At 60.1% G+C, this 15,965-nt stretch carries 14 protein-coding genes; 9 read left to right on the forward strand and 5 right to left on the reverse strand.

Features of this window, described 5'->3' with window-relative positions; genetic code table 11:
- The first annotated feature begins 5 nt into the window (after nucleotides 1–5).
- The 9 genes from mrdA to KGB18_RS22610 all read left to right on the forward strand — a co-directional run bounded on the left by mrdA (nucleotide 6) and on the right by KGB18_RS22610 (nucleotide 9,568).
- Nucleotides 6–1,901, forward strand: coding sequence for a penicillin-binding protein 2 (mrdA, locus tag KGB18_RS22570; protein WP_052967105.1), 1,896 nt, complete (start codon nucleotides 6–8; stop codon nucleotides 1,899–1,901).
- A 31-nt stretch (nucleotides 1,902–1,932) separates the two neighbouring features.
- Nucleotides 1,933–3,036 carry a rod shape-determining protein RodA gene (gene rodA / locus KGB18_RS22575; protein ID WP_201121367.1) on the forward strand — a complete coding sequence of 368 codons (1,104 nt, stop codon included), beginning with the start codon at nucleotides 1,933–1,935 and terminating at the stop codon, nucleotides 3,034–3,036.
- Between the two features lie 17 nt (nucleotides 3,037–3,053).
- The gene (gene mltB / locus KGB18_RS22580; RefSeq protein WP_052967106.1) at nucleotides 3,054–4,064 is read left to right on the forward strand and encodes a lytic murein transglycosylase B; all 1,011 of its coding nucleotides are present in this window, start codon (nucleotides 3,054–3,056) and stop codon (nucleotides 4,062–4,064) included.
- A complete protein-coding gene (locus KGB18_RS22585; RefSeq protein WP_223570491.1) occupies nucleotides 4,064–5,074 on the forward strand; it encodes a septal ring lytic transglycosylase RlpA family protein in 1,011 nt (336 codons plus the stop codon). Before mltB ends, KGB18_RS22585 begins: the two co-directional genes overlap by 1 nt.
- Nucleotides 5,075–5,257: 183 nt before the next feature.
- Nucleotides 5,258–6,415 carry a D-alanyl-D-alanine carboxypeptidase family protein gene (locus KGB18_RS22590; RefSeq protein ID WP_223570492.1) on the forward strand — a complete coding sequence of 386 codons (1,158 nt, stop codon included), beginning with the start codon at nucleotides 5,258–5,260 and terminating at the stop codon, nucleotides 6,413–6,415.
- An 80-nt stretch (nucleotides 6,416–6,495) separates the two neighbouring features.
- Nucleotides 6,496–6,771, forward strand: coding sequence for a DUF493 domain-containing protein (locus KGB18_RS22595; RefSeq protein WP_052967109.1), 276 nt, complete (start codon nucleotides 6,496–6,498; stop codon nucleotides 6,769–6,771).
- Complete coding sequence (gene lipB, locus KGB18_RS22600) at nucleotides 6,771–7,418, forward strand: lipoyl(octanoyl) transferase LipB (RefSeq protein WP_223570493.1); 648 nt, start codon at nucleotides 6,771–6,773, stop codon at nucleotides 7,416–7,418. Before KGB18_RS22595 ends, lipB begins: the two co-directional genes overlap by 1 nt.
- Before the next feature lies 1 nt (nucleotide 7,419).
- A complete protein-coding gene (lipA, locus tag KGB18_RS22605; protein WP_007946663.1) occupies nucleotides 7,420–8,442 on the forward strand; it encodes a lipoyl synthase in 1,023 nt (340 codons plus the stop codon).
- A 175-nt stretch (nucleotides 8,443–8,617) separates the two neighbouring features.
- On the forward strand, nucleotides 8,618–9,568 hold the full coding sequence (locus tag KGB18_RS22610; protein WP_223570494.1) for an LD-carboxypeptidase: 951 nt from the start codon (nucleotides 8,618–8,620) through the stop codon (nucleotides 9,566–9,568).
- A gap of 115 nt (nucleotides 9,569–9,683) precedes the next feature.
- Here KGB18_RS22610 and KGB18_RS22615 read toward each other — a convergent pair whose 3' ends face one another.
- From KGB18_RS22615 to leuS, 5 genes are all read right to left on the reverse strand, one after another.
- Complete coding sequence (locus KGB18_RS22615; RefSeq protein ID WP_223570495.1) at nucleotides 9,684–11,006, reverse strand: lytic murein transglycosylase; 1,323 nt, start codon at nucleotides 11,004–11,006, stop codon at nucleotides 9,684–9,686.
- A gap of 62 nt (nucleotides 11,007–11,068) precedes the next feature.
- Nucleotides 11,069–11,233, reverse strand: a complete 165-nt coding sequence (arfA, locus tag KGB18_RS22620) for an alternative ribosome rescue factor ArfA (RefSeq protein WP_003176285.1) — start codon at nucleotides 11,231–11,233, stop codon at nucleotides 11,069–11,071.
- A 189-nt stretch (nucleotides 11,234–11,422) separates the two neighbouring features.
- On the reverse strand, nucleotides 11,423–12,460 hold the full coding sequence (gene holA, locus KGB18_RS22625; RefSeq protein ID WP_007894408.1) for a DNA polymerase III subunit delta: 1,038 nt from the start codon (nucleotides 12,458–12,460) through the stop codon (nucleotides 11,423–11,425).
- A 39-nt stretch (nucleotides 12,461–12,499) separates the two neighbouring features.
- Nucleotides 12,500–13,105 carry an LPS assembly lipoprotein LptE gene (lptE, locus tag KGB18_RS22630; protein ID WP_223570496.1) on the reverse strand — a complete coding sequence of 202 codons (606 nt, stop codon included), beginning with the start codon at nucleotides 13,103–13,105 and terminating at the stop codon, nucleotides 12,500–12,502.
- An 89-nt stretch (nucleotides 13,106–13,194) separates the two neighbouring features.
- A complete protein-coding gene (gene leuS / locus KGB18_RS22635; RefSeq protein WP_123720525.1) occupies nucleotides 13,195–15,801 on the reverse strand; it encodes a leucine--tRNA ligase in 2,607 nt (868 codons plus the stop codon).
- Between the last annotated feature and the right edge of the window lie 164 nt (nucleotides 15,802–15,965).

Raw genomic sequence — 15,965 nt, forward strand, 5'->3', positions numbered from 1 at the left:
CCCTCATGCCCCAGCCGATCCGCATCAAGGACCACGAAAAAGACGCCCGTCTAGTGCGTGGCCGCGTCGTGTTCGGGGCCATTGCAGTGGTGGCGCTGATTGGCGTGCTGATCGCGCGGCTGTATTTCCTTCAGGTGATCCAGTACGAGTACCACTCGACCCTGTCGGAAAACAACCGCGTCCATGTGCAGCCGATTCCGCCGACTCGCGGGTTGATTTTCGACCGCAATGGCGTCGTAGTGGCCGACAACCGGCCGAGCTTCAGCCTGAGCATGACCCGCGAACGCTCCGGCAACTGGCAGCAAGTGCTCGACGTGATCGTCGAGGTGCTGGAGCTGACGCCCGAGGACCGGGTGATCTTCGAGAAGCGCATGCGTCAGGGGCGCCGGCCGTTTGAGCCGGTGCCTATCCTGTTCGAACTGACCGAAGAGCAGATCGCCCGCATCGCGGTGAACCAGTTCCGCCTGCCTGGTGTGGAAGTGGTCGCGCAGCTGGTGCGGCATTACCCGCAGGGCGCGCACTTTGCGCACTCGGTGGGTTACATGGGGCGGATCAACGAGAAAGAGCTGAAGTCGCTCGATCCGGTCAACTACAGCGGCACCCACCACATTGGCAAGACCGGCATCGAGCGTTTTTATGAGCCCGAATTGCACGGCCAGGTGGGTTACGAGGAAGTCGAAACCAACGCACGAGGCCGTGTATTGCGCGTGCTCAAGCGTACTGATCCGATTCCCGGCAAGGACATAGTCCTGAGCCTGGACATCAAATTGCAGGAAGCCGCCGAAGCCGCACTGGGCGGTCGCCGTGGCGCGGTGGTGGCGCTGGACCCGAAAACCGGCGAAGTGCTGGCGATGGTCAGTCAGCCGAGTTTCGACCCGAACCTGTTCGTCACCGGCATCAGCTTCAAAGCCTATTCCGAGTTGCGCGATTCCATCGACCGGCCACTGTTCAACCGCGTGTTGCGCGGTCTGTACCCGCCGGGCTCGACGATTAAACCGGCGGTGGCGATTGCCGGTCTGGATGCGGGCGTGGTTACGGCGTCGAGCCGGGTCTACGATCCCGGTTACTACCAATTGCCCAACTACGATCACAAATACCGTAACTGGAACCGTACCGGCGACGGGTACGTGGATCTGGACACGGCGATCATGCGTTCCAACGACACCTACTTCTATGACCTGGCCCACAAGCTGGGGATCGATCGGTTGTCGGCGTACATGAGCAAATTCGGCATTGGCCAGAAGGTCTCCCTGGACATGTTCGAAGAGTCGCCGGGGTTGATGCCGACCCGGGAATGGAAGCGCGCGACCCGTCGTCAGGCCTGGTTCCCGGGCGAGACGCTGATTCTGGGGATCGGTCAAGGCTATATGCAATCGACTCCGTTGCAACTGGCGCAGGCCACAGCGCTGGTGGCCAACAAAGGCGTCTGGAACCGTCCGCACCTGGCGAAGACTGTCGAAGGCGAGCGGCCGAAGGACGAAAACCCCATGCCGGACATCGTCCTGCGTGACCCGTCGGACTGGACCAAGGTCAACCACGGCATGCAGCAGGTGATGCACGGTGCCCGCGGTACGGCGCGCAAGGCCTCCATCGGTGCTCAATACCGGATTGCCGGCAAGAGTGGTACGGCTCAGGTGGTCGCGATCAAGCAGGGTGAAAAGTACGACCGCTCCAAGGTTCAGGAGCGTCACCGCGACCACGCCTTGTTCGTCGGCTTCGCGCCGGCCGACAACCCGCAAATCGTAGTGTCGGTGATGGTCGAGAACGGCGAGTCCGGTTCCGGCGTCGCCGCACCAGTGGTGCGTCAAATCATGGACGCCTGGCTCCTGGACCAGGACGGCCGACTGAAAGCCGAATACGCCAGCCCTATCAGTGCGGAGGCTACGGCCCGTGAAGAGTAATTTCGATCGCATCCTCTCCAGCGAGGATGTGATGCGTCGCCGTGCGACGCTGCTGCAACGCATGCACATCGACGGCCCGTTGCTGATTCTGCTGCTGACCCTGGCTGCCGGCAGCCTGTTCGTGCTGTATTCGGCCAGTGGCAAAAGCTGGGATCTGCTGGCCAAGCAAGCCACTTCCTTCGGCATCGGTCTGGTATCGATGATCGTCATCGCCCAGTTCGAGCCGCGCTTCATGGCCCGTTGGGTGCCGGTCGGTTATGTGATTGGCGTGCTGTTGCTGGTGGTGGTGGATGTCATGGGCCACAACGCCATGGGCGCCACGCGCTGGATCAACATTCCGGGGGTGATCCGCTTCCAGCCCTCGGAATTCATGAAGATCCTGATGCCGGCAACCATCGCCTGGTACCTGGCCAAGCGCTCCTTGCCGCCACAACTCAAGCATGTGGGCATCAGCCTGTTTCTGATCGGATTGCCGTTCATTCTGATCGTGCGTCAGCCCGACCTTGGCACTTCGTTGTTGATCCTGGCGGGTGGCGCGTTCGTATTGTTTATGGGCGGCCTGCGCTGGCGCTGGATTCTCAGCGTGATTGCTGCCGCCGTGCCGGTGTCTGTAGCCATGTGGTACTTCGTGATGCACGACTACCAGAAGCAACGCGTCCTGACGTTCCTCGACCCGGAGAGCGATCCGCTGGGTACCGGCTGGAACATCATTCAGTCGAAAGCCGCCATCGGTTCCGGCGGAGTGTTTGGTAAAGGCTGGTTGCTCGGCACCCAGTCGCACCTGGACTTCCTGCCGGAAAGCCACACCGACTTTATTATTGCGGTGATGGGCGAAGAGTTCGGCCTGGTGGGCATCTGCGCATTGTTGCTGATTTACCTGCTGTTGATCGGTCGCGGGTTGGTGATTACCGCCCAGGCTCAGACATTGTTCGGCAAATTGCTCGCGGGCAGCCTGACCATGACGTTTTTTGTTTACGTTTTCGTCAACATCGGTATGGTCAGTGGCCTGTTGCCGGTTGTGGGGGTGCCGTTGCCGTTCATTAGCTACGGAGGAACTTCGCTGGTGACGCTACTGTCAGCGTTTGGGGTTTTGATGTCGATCCATACCCATCGTAAGTGGATCGCACAGGTTTGAATAAGGTGAAGATTTCAATGCAAGTAATGCGTGGCTGGGCGACTCGGTACGCGCCATGGGTCGGCCTGGTAAGCATCCTTGGCACAGCGCAGCAAGCGTTGGCCGGCGATTACGAAGGCTCACCCCAGGTGGCCGAGTTCGTCGGTGAAATGACCCGCGACTATGGCTTTGCCGGTGAACAGCTGATGGGCGTGTTCCGCGAAGCCGAGCGCAAACAGTCGATTCTGGACGCGATCTCCAAACCCGCCGAACGGGTTAAACAGTGGAAAGAATATCGCCCGATGTTCATCACCGATGCGCGCATTGCCCGTGGTGTGGACTTCTGGCGTCAGCACGAAGCGGTCCTGGCTCGTGCCGAACAGGAATACGGCGTGCCGGCGCAGGTGATCGTCTCGATTATCGGCGTCGAGACCTTTTTTGGTCGAAATACCGGTAATTTCCGGGTAATCGATGCCTTGTCGACCCTGGGTTTCGACTATCCTCCCCGTGCCGAATTCTTCCGCAAGGAATTGCGTGAATTCCTGCTGCTGGCCCGCGAAGAGCAGGTGGACCCGTTGACCCTCAAAGGCTCCTACGCCGGGGCCATGGGCTTGCCGCAGTTCATGCCGAGCAGTTTTCGCGCCTATGCTGTGGATTTCGACGGTGACGGCCACATTAATATCTGGAACAACCCGGACGATGCCATCGGCAGCGTCGCCAGTTATTTCAAGCGTCACGGCTGGGTCGCCGGCGAACCTGTGGTCAGCCGCGCCGATGTGCGTGGCGATCAGGTAGACGAGGGTTTGACCGCAGGCATTGAACCGACGAAAACCGTCGGGGAGTTGCGGGCGCTGGGCTGGTCGAGTCATGATGCGCTGCGCGATGATATGCCGGTCACGGCTTTCCGCCTGGAAGGTGACAATGGCCCCGAATACTGGATGGGCCTGACGAATTTTTACGCGATCACGCGTTATAACCGCAGCGTGATGTACGCCATGGCCGTACATCAACTGTCTGAACAGCTGGTCCAAGCACGGGGCGTCAAGTAATGCGGGCATTGCCTATGAATAAACCCCTGAAGCTCATGGCATTCGCCGCGTTGACGGTTCTGGTCGCCAGTTGTTCGACCAGCCGTGCGCCGGCTCAGAAGTCTCCGACCGCCGCTCGTTCGGCACCTGGCCTGGATATCAACCGGGCTCACAAGGATGGCGCACCCTGGTGGGACGTCGACGTATCGCGCATCCCGGATGCCACGCCGACCCTGCACAGCGGCCCTTATAAAGCCAACCCGTACACCGTGCTGGGCAAGACTTATTTCCCGTTGCAAGAATCCAAGACCTACGTGGCCTCGGGTACTGCGTCCTGGTACGGCACCAAGTTCCATGGTCAGAACACCGCCAACGGCGAGGTGTATGACTTGTATGGCATGAGCGCCGCGCACAAGACCTTGCCACTGCCAAGTTACGTTCGGGTCACCAACCTGGACAACAACAAGAGCGTGATTCTGCGGGTCAACGATCGTGGGCCGTTCTACTCGGACCGGATCATCGACTTGTCCTATGCAGCGGCCAAGAAGCTCGGCTATGCCGAAACCGGTACCGCGCGGGTCAAGGTCGAAGGCATCGACCCGCAGCAATGGTGGGCACAGAAGGGCCGTCCGGCGCCGTTGATGCTTAATGAGCCGCAAGTGGCGCAAAGTGCCGCGCCGACTGTGACGGCCTCCACCGGCACCGTCGAGCAGTGGACGCCACCGCCGCAGCAGCACGCCGCGGCCGTTGTGCCTGTGCAGATCGATGCAAAAAAAAACGCTTCTGTACCAGCCTCTGGCCAGTATCTGCAGGTGGGCGCGTTCGCCAACCCGGACGCTGCAGAACTCCTGAGATCGAAGCTCAGCGGGATGGTGAGCGCTCCGGTGTTCATCAGTTCGATCGTGCGTAACCAGCAGACCCTGCATCGGGTGCGCCTGGGGCCGATCGGCTCGCCGGGTGAAATCCAGCAGGTGCAGAACAGCGTGCGGCTGGCCAACCTCGGTTCGCCGAGCCTGGTCAGCGCCGAGTAGTACCTGGTACTTGATTGACGGTTCGCCTGCGGTTTGGGGGGGCGAACCGGGTTGTTGGCTCGTTGAAGAATAAAAGCCCGGCAAGGGTTGCAGAGTGAGCAACTGAACACGCGACAACTTTTTAGAGAGTTGTCTGATTAGTTTTGCCCTAGGGCAGTTTCCATTAGCGATTTCGAGAGACGGATGAATATCACCACCTTTGCCAAACGCCTGTGCCTGCTAGTCCCGCTGCTCCTCTCGCCTGCCGCTTTTGCGGTCGAGATGATGCCGTCGCCACCGCAACTGGCCGCCAAAGCCTACGTACTCATGGACGCCAGCAGCGGCAACGTGCTGGTAGAGAACAACGGTGACCAGCGTCTGCCGCCGGCCAGCCTGACCAAGCTGATGACCGCTTACATCGCGACCCTGGAAATCCGTCGCGGCCAGATCGGCGAGAACGACCCGGTGACCGTCAGCGAGAACGCCTGGCGTACCGGCGGTTCGCGGATGTTCATCAAGGTGGGTTCGCAAGTCACCGTCAGTGATCTGTTGCACGGCATCATCATTCAGTCGGGTAACGACGCCAGTGTTGCGCTCGCCGAGCATATCGCCGGCAGCGAGGATGCCTTCGCCGATCTGATGAACAAAACCGGCGCCGAACTGGGCCTGACCAACACCCACTTCATGAACCCGACCGGCCTGCCAAACCCTGAGCACTACTCGTCGGCTCACGACATGGCAGTGCTGGCTCGCTCGATCATTCACGAAGACCCGGCTCACTACGCGATCTACTCGCAGAAAGAGTTCTTCTGGAACGGCATCAAGCAGCCTAACCGCAACCTGCTGCTGTGGCGCGACAAGACCGTCGACGGTCTGAAAACCGGTCACACCGACGAAGCCGGCTACTGCATGGTGTCTTCGGCCGTACGTGATGGCATGCGCCTGATCGCCGTGGTGTTCGGCACCAACAGCGATGTAGCCCGCGCTGCTGAAACCCAGAAGCTGCTGACTTACGGTTTCCGCTTCTTCGAAACCCAGACCTTCTATCAGAAAGGCGCCGAGCTGGCTCAGGCACCTGTCTGGAAAGGCACTACCAATCAAGTCAAGGCCGGCCTGGCTCAAGACCTGACCATGACCCTGCCAAAAGGCCAGCTGAAAAAGCTCGCCGCCAGCATGACCATGACCCCGCAACTGGTCGCGCCAATCGCCAAGGGCGATGTGATCGGTAAAGTTGAAGTGAAACTGGATGACAAGGTGGTGCACAGCGCCGACCTGATCGCTCTGGACGCAGTCGACGAGGGTGGTATCTTCCGCCGCATGTGGGATAGCATCCGTCTATTCTTCTACGGCTTGTTCAACTGAATTAGTGTGGACCTGCATGGCCCCGTTCCAATCCGGAGCGGGGCCATGTCCGTTGCCACGGCTTACGAGGCCGTTACGCCATGACAGACACTGAAGTAAAGGCGCCAAAAATCGAATTCCCCTGCGCGGATTACCCGATCAAGGTAATCGGCGACACCGGCGTGGGTTTCAGGGACAAGATCATCGCGATCCTTGAGAAACACGCCACCGTTGACCACAACACCTTTGCCGAACGGCAGAGTACCAACGGCAAATACACGACCATCCAGTTGCACATCATCGCCACCGGCCAGGAACAGCTGTACGACATCAACAGCGAGTTGCGGGCTACCGGTTTCGTGCACATGGTGCTGTGATGTCTGGCACGCTGGGCTTTCGCGAACTTGGTCAGATGGCTTACGAGCCGGTCTGGCATGCCATGCAGCGCTTCACCAACGAACGCGGCAGCGATGCCGCCGACGAAATCTGGCTGGTGGAACATCCGCCGGTATTCACCCAGGGCCAGGCCGGCAAGGCTGAGCATCTGTTGCTGCCGGGGGATATTCCGGTGGTGAAGGTCGATCGCGGTGGTCAGGTGACTTACCACGGTCCCGGCCAATTGGTGGCCTACCTGTTGCTGGACGTGCGCAAGCTGGGGTTCGGCGTGCGTGACCTGGTCAGCCGCATGGAGCGATGCCTGATCGAGCTGCTGGCCAGCTACGACGTGACTGCAGTGGCCAAGCCGGATGCGCCGGGTGTCTATGTCGATGGCGCGAAAATCGCTTCTCTGGGTCTGCGGATCCGCCACGGTTGCTCCTTTCATGGCCTGGCCTTGAATGTGGATATGAACCTGGAACCGTTTCGACGGATTAATCCCTGCGGCTATGCCGGGCTGGCAATGACCCAGCTGCGCGATCACGCAGGATCGATTGAATTTGCCGAGGTAAGTGCCCGGCTGCGCGCGCAGCTCGTCAAACACCTCGACTATGCTGAGCAGACGACCCTAACGGGCGGAATCGACTGATATGACTACTGATGCAGTGCAAACCATGATCCCGACGCTCGATGTCACCGAGCGTCCGGCCCCGCGTGCCAAGGTTGAAGCCGGCGTCAAGCTGCGCGGCGCCGAGAAGGTTGCACGCATCCCGGTGAAGATCATCCCGACCACTGAACTGCCGAAGAAACCCGACTGGATTCGCGTGCGCATCCCGGTTTCCCCGGAAGTCGACCGCATCAAGGCCCTGCTGCGTAAACACAAGCTGCACAGCGTTTGCGAAGAGGCGTCCTGCCCGAACCTGGGCGAGTGCTTCTCCGGCGGCACCGCGACCTTCATGATCATGGGTGACATCTGCACCCGTCGCTGCCCATTCTGCGACGTCGGCCACGGTCGTCCGAAACCACTGGACGTCAACGAGCCGGAAAGCCTGGCCATTGCCATCGCCGACCTGAAACTCAAGTACGTCGTAATCACTTCGGTAGACCGCGACGACCTGCGTGACGGCGGTGCCCAGCACTTTGCCGACTGCATCCGCGAAATCCGCAAGCTGTCACCGAACGTGCAGCTCGAGACTCTGGTCCCGGACTACCGTGGCCGCATGGACGTCGCGCTGGAAATCACCGCCGCCGAGCCGCCGGATGTGTTCAACCACAACCTGGAAACCGTGCCGCGCCTGTACAAGGCTGCGCGTCCGGGTTCGGATTACCAGTGGTCGCTGACCCTGCTGCAACGTTTCAAGCAGATGATGCCGCACATTCCGACCAAATCCGGTTTGATGCTGGGCCTGGGCGAAACCGACGAAGAAGTCATCGAAGTCATGAAGCGCATGCGCGAACACGACATCGACATGCTGACTCTGGGCCAATACCTGCAACCGTCCCGCAGCCACTTGCCGGTCCAGCGCTTCGTGCACCCGGATACCTTCGCCTGGTTTGCCGAGGAAGGTTACAAGATGGGCTTCAAGAACGTCGCTTCCGGCCCGTTGGTACGTTCCTCGTACCACGCTGACGAGCAGGCGAAACTGGTCAAGGCCGAGCTGATGTCGTCCTGATCCCGTTTTGAGAGCAAAAAAAGGCCCGCAAGGCTTCTCAGGCCTTGCGGGCCTTTTTTTAGCAGTGCCCACGGCGATTACAGTCTTTTCCTGCAAACCGTGGTGCGATGACCCTCTTCTGTTTATTCCCGTTCCTGACTACTGTGTGCTTAAGCGTTCACAGGGAGAATCATGGATGACTGCTCGACCGACCCACACCCTTTGTCCTCATGCTCCCGTTTCGGCCTTGCCACCTGCAGGGCTGATCGGCGTGATTGCGCCCGCCGGCCCCGCAGCGCTGGACACCGATAAAGCCATTGCCTGGATGCGCGCTCGCGGCTATTCGCTGCGCGTGTTTCCCGGCGTTTATGAGCAAGAGGGTTATCTGGCCGGCAGCGATGATGTGCGGCTCAATGACTTGCATGGCGCATTCGCCGACAGCGAGGTCGATGCCATCATCTGTCTGCGTGGTGGTTACGGTACGCCGCGTTTGCTCGATCGCATCGATTTCGAATTACTACGCAACAACGCCAAGCCGTTTATCGGCTACAGCGACGTCACTGCACTGCACTCGGCCATCAGTCGCTATGCAGGGTTCGTGACCTTCCATGGCCCGATGCTCAACGCTGACCTGCTGGGTGACAAGCAGCAACCCACCGAGTTTTCGTTTTTCAACATGCTGCGCGGGCAGGTGAAGGCGGGCAGTGTGCTTTCTCACCCGGTGGCCTGGCCGTTGACCACCATCGAGCCCGGTATCGCTCACGGGCGTTTGCTGGGGGGCAATCTGTCGATGATCGCCGCGACCATGGGCACGCCTTACGAGATTGATGCCGAGGGTGTCATTCTGTTCATCGAGGACATTAACGAGCCGCTGTATCGCATCGACCGGCTGCTGACTCATTTGCGTCTGGCTGGCACGCTGCACAAGCTGCGTGGGGTTCTGGTGGGGGATGTGGCGGGGGTTGATGCGATTGCGCTGGAGAGATTGCTCAAACAGACCTTTGCTCCTTTGCGGATACCGGTGCTATCCGGATGGCGCAGCGGGCACTGTGATCCGAATTTGACGCTGCCGATGGGCGCGCTGGTCAGGCTGGATGCGGGGGACAAGACGTTGGTGTTGGAGCAGGATGTAGTCATCAGGCGGTAGAGTTCGTCGCCTGTTAGTCAGTCATCGCGGGCAAGCCCGCCCCCACAGGGTTTAAGGTGTACGCAATGTTGTGATCACCTATGAACCTGTGGGAGCGGGCTTGCCCGCGATGCTTTTAGCGGCTACGCAACCCTTCCAGCAACTTGTGCGTCGGATAGCCATCCGCCGGCCAGCCGAAGAACTGCTGGGCGGCGCGGATCGCCTTACGGGTATTGGCACCAATAATCCCGTCGGCGGTCCCTGCGTCGTAGTTCTGGGCGCTCAGCAGGTTTTGCAGTTCGATTCGCTCGGTACGGCTCAGCGGCAAGTCATCTTTCGGCCATAGACCGCTGATCAAGCCGCCGCCATTGAAACGTTCGGACAACAGACTCACGGCCAAGGCGTAGGACGAAGAGTTGTTGTACTTGAGAATCGCGCGGAAGTTATCGAGGACCAGGAACGCCGGGCCGCGATAGCCTGCCGGCAGCAGCAGGGCGGCCGACAGGTGTTCGGAACCTGCTGGAACCTGGCCGCCATTGGGCAGGGTCACCCCCAGTTGTCGCCATTCGGCAACGCTCTTGCGAATCGTGCCATCGGCCAGGGCGTAATTGAAACCGCTCGGCAATTGCGCTTCGAAGCCCCAGGGTTGGCCTTTCTGCCAGCCAGAGCTTTGCAGGTAGTGCGCGGTCGAGGCCAATGCATCAGCGGAGCTGTTCCAGATATCGCGGCGGCCATCGCCGTCGAAGTCCACGGCGTGGGTATTGTAGGTGGTCGGAATGAACTGGGTCTGACCCATGGCGCCGGCCCAGGAACCAAGCATTTTCTCAGGTTCGATATCGCCCTGTTGCAGGATTTGCAGGGCAGCGATCAATTGTGCATGGGCAAAGCCTGGACGTCGACCTTCATAAGCCAGGGTCGCCAGGGAATTGATCACCGACTTGGTGCCCTGGAACTGACCGAAGTTACTTTCCATGCCCCACACCGCGACCAATGCCTGACGGTCGACGCCGTAGCGCTGCTCAATGCTTTGCAGGATGTCGGCGTACTGGCTGACCAGTGCCTGACCTTTGCGCACCCGCAGCGGCGACAGCGCGCCATCGAGGTATTCCCACACCGGGCGAGTAAATTCCGGTTGGCTGCGATCGGCACGGATCACGCTGTCGTCCATGTTGACATTGGCAAAAGCACGATCGAACAGGTCGGCGCGAATACCGGCGGCGAGGGCGTCTTTACGGAAACCCGCCTGCCATTCGGCAAAGGTCTGGGTAGGCTGGATGTCGAGATTTTCACCGGTTGGCACCACCGGCGGAATGATCGCAGGGGCCGTCGCAACGGTGCGGGTCTGAAGCGGTTGGGCGTCGGCGGCGGTGGGTTTTTCCGCGCAGGCGACAAGCAGAACGAGGCTGGAGGCAGCTATCAGTTGGCGAAGAGGCCAACGACGGGAAAGACAAAGGGGCATGCACAGGTCCAGAGGATACGAATCAGGTGCAGACCTTAACATGTTGAGCGATGGCTTGCCTTTCAGGCCGCCAGAAAGTAAGAAGCCTCCCAGCTATTAGACTGGAAGGCTTCGCGGCGGTAGCTGCCTTTGCCCTTGCCGGCTCGTTCCTGACGGCTGCGGAACAGTGGCTGGGCGATGATGGATTTGGCCTTGTTGGGGCCATGCTTCGATGGCTTTTTGCTCATGATGATTTCTCGCAACTGAGTGGGTTTTGCGGGGGGAATAATCTGCCGAAGTAGGGGTTCTGTCTATAGGGCAAATGCAGGTGTGTTTTGTAGGAAACGAGATCAAAAGATCGCAGCCTTCGGCAGCTCCTACATGGGTCGCGTTCATCTGTAGGAGCTGCCGAAGGCTGCGATCTTTTGATTTTGCTTTTACTCGGCAGGCAACGACAATCTCTGTCCCGCCATCAACAACGTCAACCGACTAAGGCTCATCCACGGCGAACCCGCCGCCTGGCCTTTGATTTGCGCATCGATGCGCTGTGCTTCGAGCAGCAACTGCGCCCAGCGTTGCGCAGAGTAACGTTGCAGCGCCTTGCTCATCAGCGGTTTGCGTTTGTCCCAGATCGGCGGTCGGGCCTGGCTGAAAGCTTTGTCCAGCGGCACGCCCTGGCTGTATTGCAGCGACAGGTTGGCCAGCAGACGCAGCTCTCGGGCCAGCGCCCAGAGAATCACCGGCGGTTCGACGCCTTCGCCGCGCAACCCTTCGAGCATGCGCAGGGCGTGAGCAGCCTCGCCATTAAGAATCGCATCGGTCAGGCCGAAGACATCGAAACGCGCGCTGTCGGCCACCGCCGCTTGCACGGTTTCGACGGTGATCTGGCCACCCTCGGCCATCAGCTTGAGCTTTTCGATTTCCTGGGCGGCAGCCAGCAGGTTGCCTTCGACTCGAGCGGCGATCAGTTCGACAGCGTCCTGGCTGGCGGAAAGCCCAGCCTGGGACAGGCGTTGACGGATCCAGCTCGGCAACTGGTTGGTGTCCACGGGCCAGATCTGCACGAACTGAGTCTGCGGACCTTCGATCAGTGCCTTGCCCCACTTGGTCTTTTGCGCGCTGCCGTCAAGCTTGGGCAGGCTGATCAATAGCACCGTGTCTTCAGCCGGGCGCGAGCAATACTCGATGAATGCCGCAGCGCCTTTGTCTCCGGGTTTGCCGGAGGGCAGACGCAGTTCCAGAAGACGTTTTTCGGCGAACAGCGACATGCTGGCGCCGGCCTGCAGCAGCGTACCCCAGTCGAAACTGGCGTCGGCGGCGAAGACCTGGCGTTCATCGAAACCTTGTTGGCGGGCAGCCGCGCGAATGGCGTCGGCGGCTTCCTGACACAGCAGCGGGTCATCGCCACTGATGACGTAGACCGGCGCGAGGGCGCCTTGCAGGTGTTTACCGAGTTGGGCGGGGGCGAGTTTCATAAGAAGAAGCGTACGGGGCGCCTGAGCGCCCCGTAAGGCTTATTGCTGCGGCAGTTCGACAGGCGACTGACGCGGCGTCTGCGCTTCAGCCTTCTGCGCCGCTTCCAGTGCGTCGGCTTCAGCCTTGGCCCTGGCGTCAGCGGTCTGTTGCATCTGTTCCAACTGAGTCGGGGTCAGCTGTTGCAGGCGCAGCATCATGCGTTGAACCAGTTCACGACGCATTTCCTTGCGGGCATCGTTGGCTTCCTGGTCAGAACCCACCAGGTTGTTGCCGTCATGGATGAAGACTTTCTGTACTTCGAGCTTGTCGCTCAGCAGTGGCAGGTTGCCCTGACCCCGGATGTCGTAGCTCAGCACCGTGCTCATCTGGTACTCGCCAGTACGGCCGGCGCCCGCGTAACTGAGGATGCGCTGGCTTTCCTGCTCATCGGCCAGAAACAGCTTGTAAGGCGCGCTGCTGTAGACCTTGACGCCACTGCTTTCCAGCACCTGACGCAGTTGCGTCACGGTTTCGCCGTAGGCATTGCGGGCACTCAGATCGAGTTCCTTGATTGCCAGTTCAGTGGTGCCGGTGCCGCGCAGCTGGAAACCGCAGGCGCTCAGCAGGACTGCAAGGCCCATCACCAGCAAATTGCGTTTGATCATCTTGTTGCTCCCCTTGAAACCATGTGGGCCGGTCAAGCGGCCCGAAAGGTTTTACTCGGCGCCAGGCATGACCTGGCGCCCGATCCAATTTAGCTGGCGACGATATTGACCAGTTTCCCGGGCACTACGATCACTTTGCGAATAGTCAGGCCATCGACGAAGCGCAGGACATTTTCGTTGGCCCGTGCGGCAGCTTCGACTTCTTCACGGCTGGCGCTGGCCGGCATTTCGATGTGGCCGCGTAATTTGCCATTCACTTGAATGACAAGCTGCAGGCTGTCTTGCACCAGGGCGTTTTCGTCCAGTACCGGCCAACCGGCGTCGATTACCGGGTCAGCATGGCCCAGTCGATGCCACAGTTCGTGGCTGATGTGCGGGGTGATCGGTGCCAGCAGCAGGACTACGGTTTCCAGACCTTCGTGAATCAGTGCGCGATCCTGTTCGGTGCCTTGCGCGGCTTTCTCCAGCACGTTCATCAGCGTCATCACCTGGGCGATGGCGGTGTTGAATTTGTGGTTCTGGCCGACGTCGTGGCTGGCCTGCTTGATGGCCTGGTGGATCGAACGGCGAATGGCTTTCTGCTCGTCGTTCAGGCTGGCGACGTCCAGTTTGCCCGGCAGGCCCTGAGTGACGTGCGCTTGAGCCAGACGCCAGACGCGTTTGAGGAAGCGGTGCGAGCCCTCTACGCCGGAGTCGGACCATTCCGCGCTCATGTCGGGCGGGGAGGCAAACATCATGAACAGGCGGCAGGTGTCTGCGCCGAACTGGTCAATCATCGACTGTGGGTCAACGCCGTTGTTCTTTGACTTGGCCATCTTCTCGGTGCCACCGATTTCCACCGGCAGGCCGTCTGCGATCAGCTTGGCGCTAATAACCTTAGCCTTGCTGTCGCGCTCGAGTTCCACGTCCGCCGGGTTGAACCAGGTGTAAGCACCATTGGCTTCGCGACGATAGTAAGTCTCGGCGATTACCATGCCTTGGGTCAGCAGGTTCTTGAACGGCTCGTTGGAGCTCACCAGGCCTTCGTCGCGCATCAACTTGTGGAAGAAGCGCGCGTAGAGCAGGTGAAGAATCGCGTGTTCGATGCCGCCGATGTACTGATCCACCGGCAACCAATGGTCGGCCGCCGCTTTTTCCACCAGACCACCTTCATAGTGTGGCGAGGCGTAGCGGGCGTAGTACCACGAGGACTCGACAAAGGTGTCCATGGTGTCGGTTTCACGCTTGGCCGGTGCCCCGCATTTCGGGCAGCTGCACTCGTAAAACTCAGGCATGCGTGCCAGTGGCGAGCCGGCGCCATCGGGCACGACGTCTTCTGGCAGCACAACCGGCAGTTGATCTTCCGGGACCGGCACATCACCGCAGGTGTCGCAGTGGATGATCGGGATCGGGCAGCCCCAGTAGCGCTGACGGCTGATGCCCCAGTCGCGCAGGCGGAACTGGGTGCGCGAGGCGCCGAGGTTTTTCTTGATCAGCGCCACTTCAATGGCGTCGAAGGCGCCGGCGAAGTCGAGGCCGTCGAATTCGCCGGAGTTGATCAGCGTGCCGTGCTCGCCGTACGCATCCTGCCACGGGGCCGGGTTGGTCTCACCGGAACTTGTGCGCACCACGGATTTGATCGGCAGGTTGTACTTGGTGGCGAACTCGAAATCACGTTCATCGTGAGCCGGAACAGCCATCACCGCGCCATCGCCGTAATGCATCAGCACGTAGTTGGCGACCCATACCGGGAGCTTCTCACCGGTCAGTGGGTGTTCGACGAACAGCGAGGTAGGCAGACCTTTCTTCTCTTGAGTGGCGACATCGGCTTCGGCGACGCTGCCGCCCTTGCATTCAGCGATGAACGCTTGCAGCTCAGGGTTGTTCTGCGCGGCCAGGGTAGCCAAATGGTGTTCGGCGGCCACGGCAACGTAGGTCGCGCCCATCAGGGTGTCTGGACGGGTGGTGAATACTTTCAATGCGCCGGTTTCGCCGATGGAGGCGACGTCGAACGGGAACTGCACTTCCATACCGCGGGATTTGCCAATCCAGTTGCGCTGCATGGTCTTGACCTGCTCAGGCCAGCCCGTCAGTTCGTCGAGGCTTTCCAGCAGCTCATCCGCGTAGGCGGTGATCTTGAAGTAGTACATCGGGATTTCGCGCTTTTCGATCAGCGCGCCGGAACGCCAGCCGCGACCGTCGATCACCTGTTCGTTGGCCAGAACGGTCTGGTCGACCGGGTCCCAGTTCACGGTGCCGCTTTTTTTGTAAATCACGCCTTTTTCGAACAGGCGAGTGAACAGCCATTGTTCCCAGCGGTAGTAATCGGGCTTGCAGGTGGTCACTTCGCGCGACCAGTCCACCGCCAGACCCAGGCTGCGCAGCTGGCTTTTCATGTAGGCGATGTTTTCGTAGGTCCACTTGGCGGGCGCTACGTTGTTCTTCATCGCGGCGTTTTCTGCCGGCATGCCGAAGGCGTCCCAACCCATGGGTTGCAGGACGTTCTTGCCTTGCATGCGCTGATAGCGGGAGATCACGTCGCCGATGGTGTAGTTGCGCACGTGCCCCATGTGTAGCTTGCCGCTGGGGTAAGGGAACATCGACAGGCAGTAGAACGTCTCCTTGCCTGGCTGTTCACTGACTTCAAAGGACTTTTGCTCGTCCCAGAACGACTGGGCGGCGGCTTCGATTTCACGGGGCTGATATTGTTCGTGCATGGCTACTTTTGAACTGAATAGGGGTGGCCTAATCCTCTTCAATGCAACGCTGGACGGTGAGAACGTCAAATCGACGTTTCGGTGCCCAGGCGAGCTGGAAGTGGAGTTACAGGAAGCGCCGTAGCATACATGACCGCACTCTACCGAGGGAAACCCTGATTACA

The organism is Pseudomonas sp. BF-R-26 (assembly GCF_019947395.1).
Lineage (GTDB): Bacteria > Pseudomonadota > Gammaproteobacteria > Pseudomonadales > Pseudomonadaceae > Aquipseudomonas > Aquipseudomonas farris.

What these genes read in the sequence shown, in the direction of transcription:
- mrdA (WP_052967105.1), top strand. Translation starts at nt 6, where the DNA reads ATGCCCCAGCCGATCCGCATCAAGGACCACGAAAAAGACGCCCGTCTA.
- rodA (WP_201121367.1), top strand. Translation starts at nt 1,933, where the DNA reads ATGCGTCGCCGTGCGACGCTGCTGCAACGCATGCACATCGACGGCCCG.
- mltB (WP_052967106.1), top strand. Translation starts at nt 3,054, where the DNA reads ATGCAAGTAATGCGTGGCTGGGCGACTCGGTACGCGCCATGGGTCGGC.
- KGB18_RS22585 (WP_223570491.1), top strand. Translation starts at nt 4,064, where the DNA reads ATGCGGGCATTGCCTATGAATAAACCCCTGAAGCTCATGGCATTCGCC.
- KGB18_RS22590 (WP_223570492.1), top strand. Translation starts at nt 5,258, where the DNA reads ATGAATATCACCACCTTTGCCAAACGCCTGTGCCTGCTAGTCCCGCTG.
- KGB18_RS22595 (WP_052967109.1), top strand. Translation starts at nt 6,496, where the DNA reads ATGACAGACACTGAAGTAAAGGCGCCAAAAATCGAATTCCCCTGCGCG.
- lipB (WP_223570493.1), top strand. Translation starts at nt 6,771, where the DNA reads ATGTCTGGCACGCTGGGCTTTCGCGAACTTGGTCAGATGGCTTACGAG.
- lipA (WP_007946663.1), top strand. Translation starts at nt 7,420, where the DNA reads ATGACTACTGATGCAGTGCAAACCATGATCCCGACGCTCGATGTCACC.
- KGB18_RS22610 (WP_223570494.1), top strand. Translation starts at nt 8,618, where the DNA reads ATGACTGCTCGACCGACCCACACCCTTTGTCCTCATGCTCCCGTTTCG.
- KGB18_RS22615 (WP_223570495.1), bottom strand. Translation starts at nt 11,006, where the DNA reads ATGCCCCTTTGTCTTTCCCGTCGTTGGCCTCTTCGCCAACTGATAGCT.
- arfA (WP_003176285.1), bottom strand. Translation starts at nt 11,233, where the DNA reads ATGAGCAAAAAGCCATCGAAGCATGGCCCCAACAAGGCCAAATCCATC.
- holA (WP_007894408.1), bottom strand. Translation starts at nt 12,460, where the DNA reads ATGAAACTCGCCCCCGCCCAACTCGGTAAACACCTGCAAGGCGCCCTC.
- lptE (WP_223570496.1), bottom strand. Translation starts at nt 13,105, where the DNA reads ATGATCAAACGCAATTTGCTGGTGATGGGCCTTGCAGTCCTGCTGAGC.
- leuS (WP_123720525.1), bottom strand. Translation starts at nt 15,801, where the DNA reads ATGCACGAACAATATCAGCCCCGTGAAATCGAAGCCGCCGCCCAGTCG.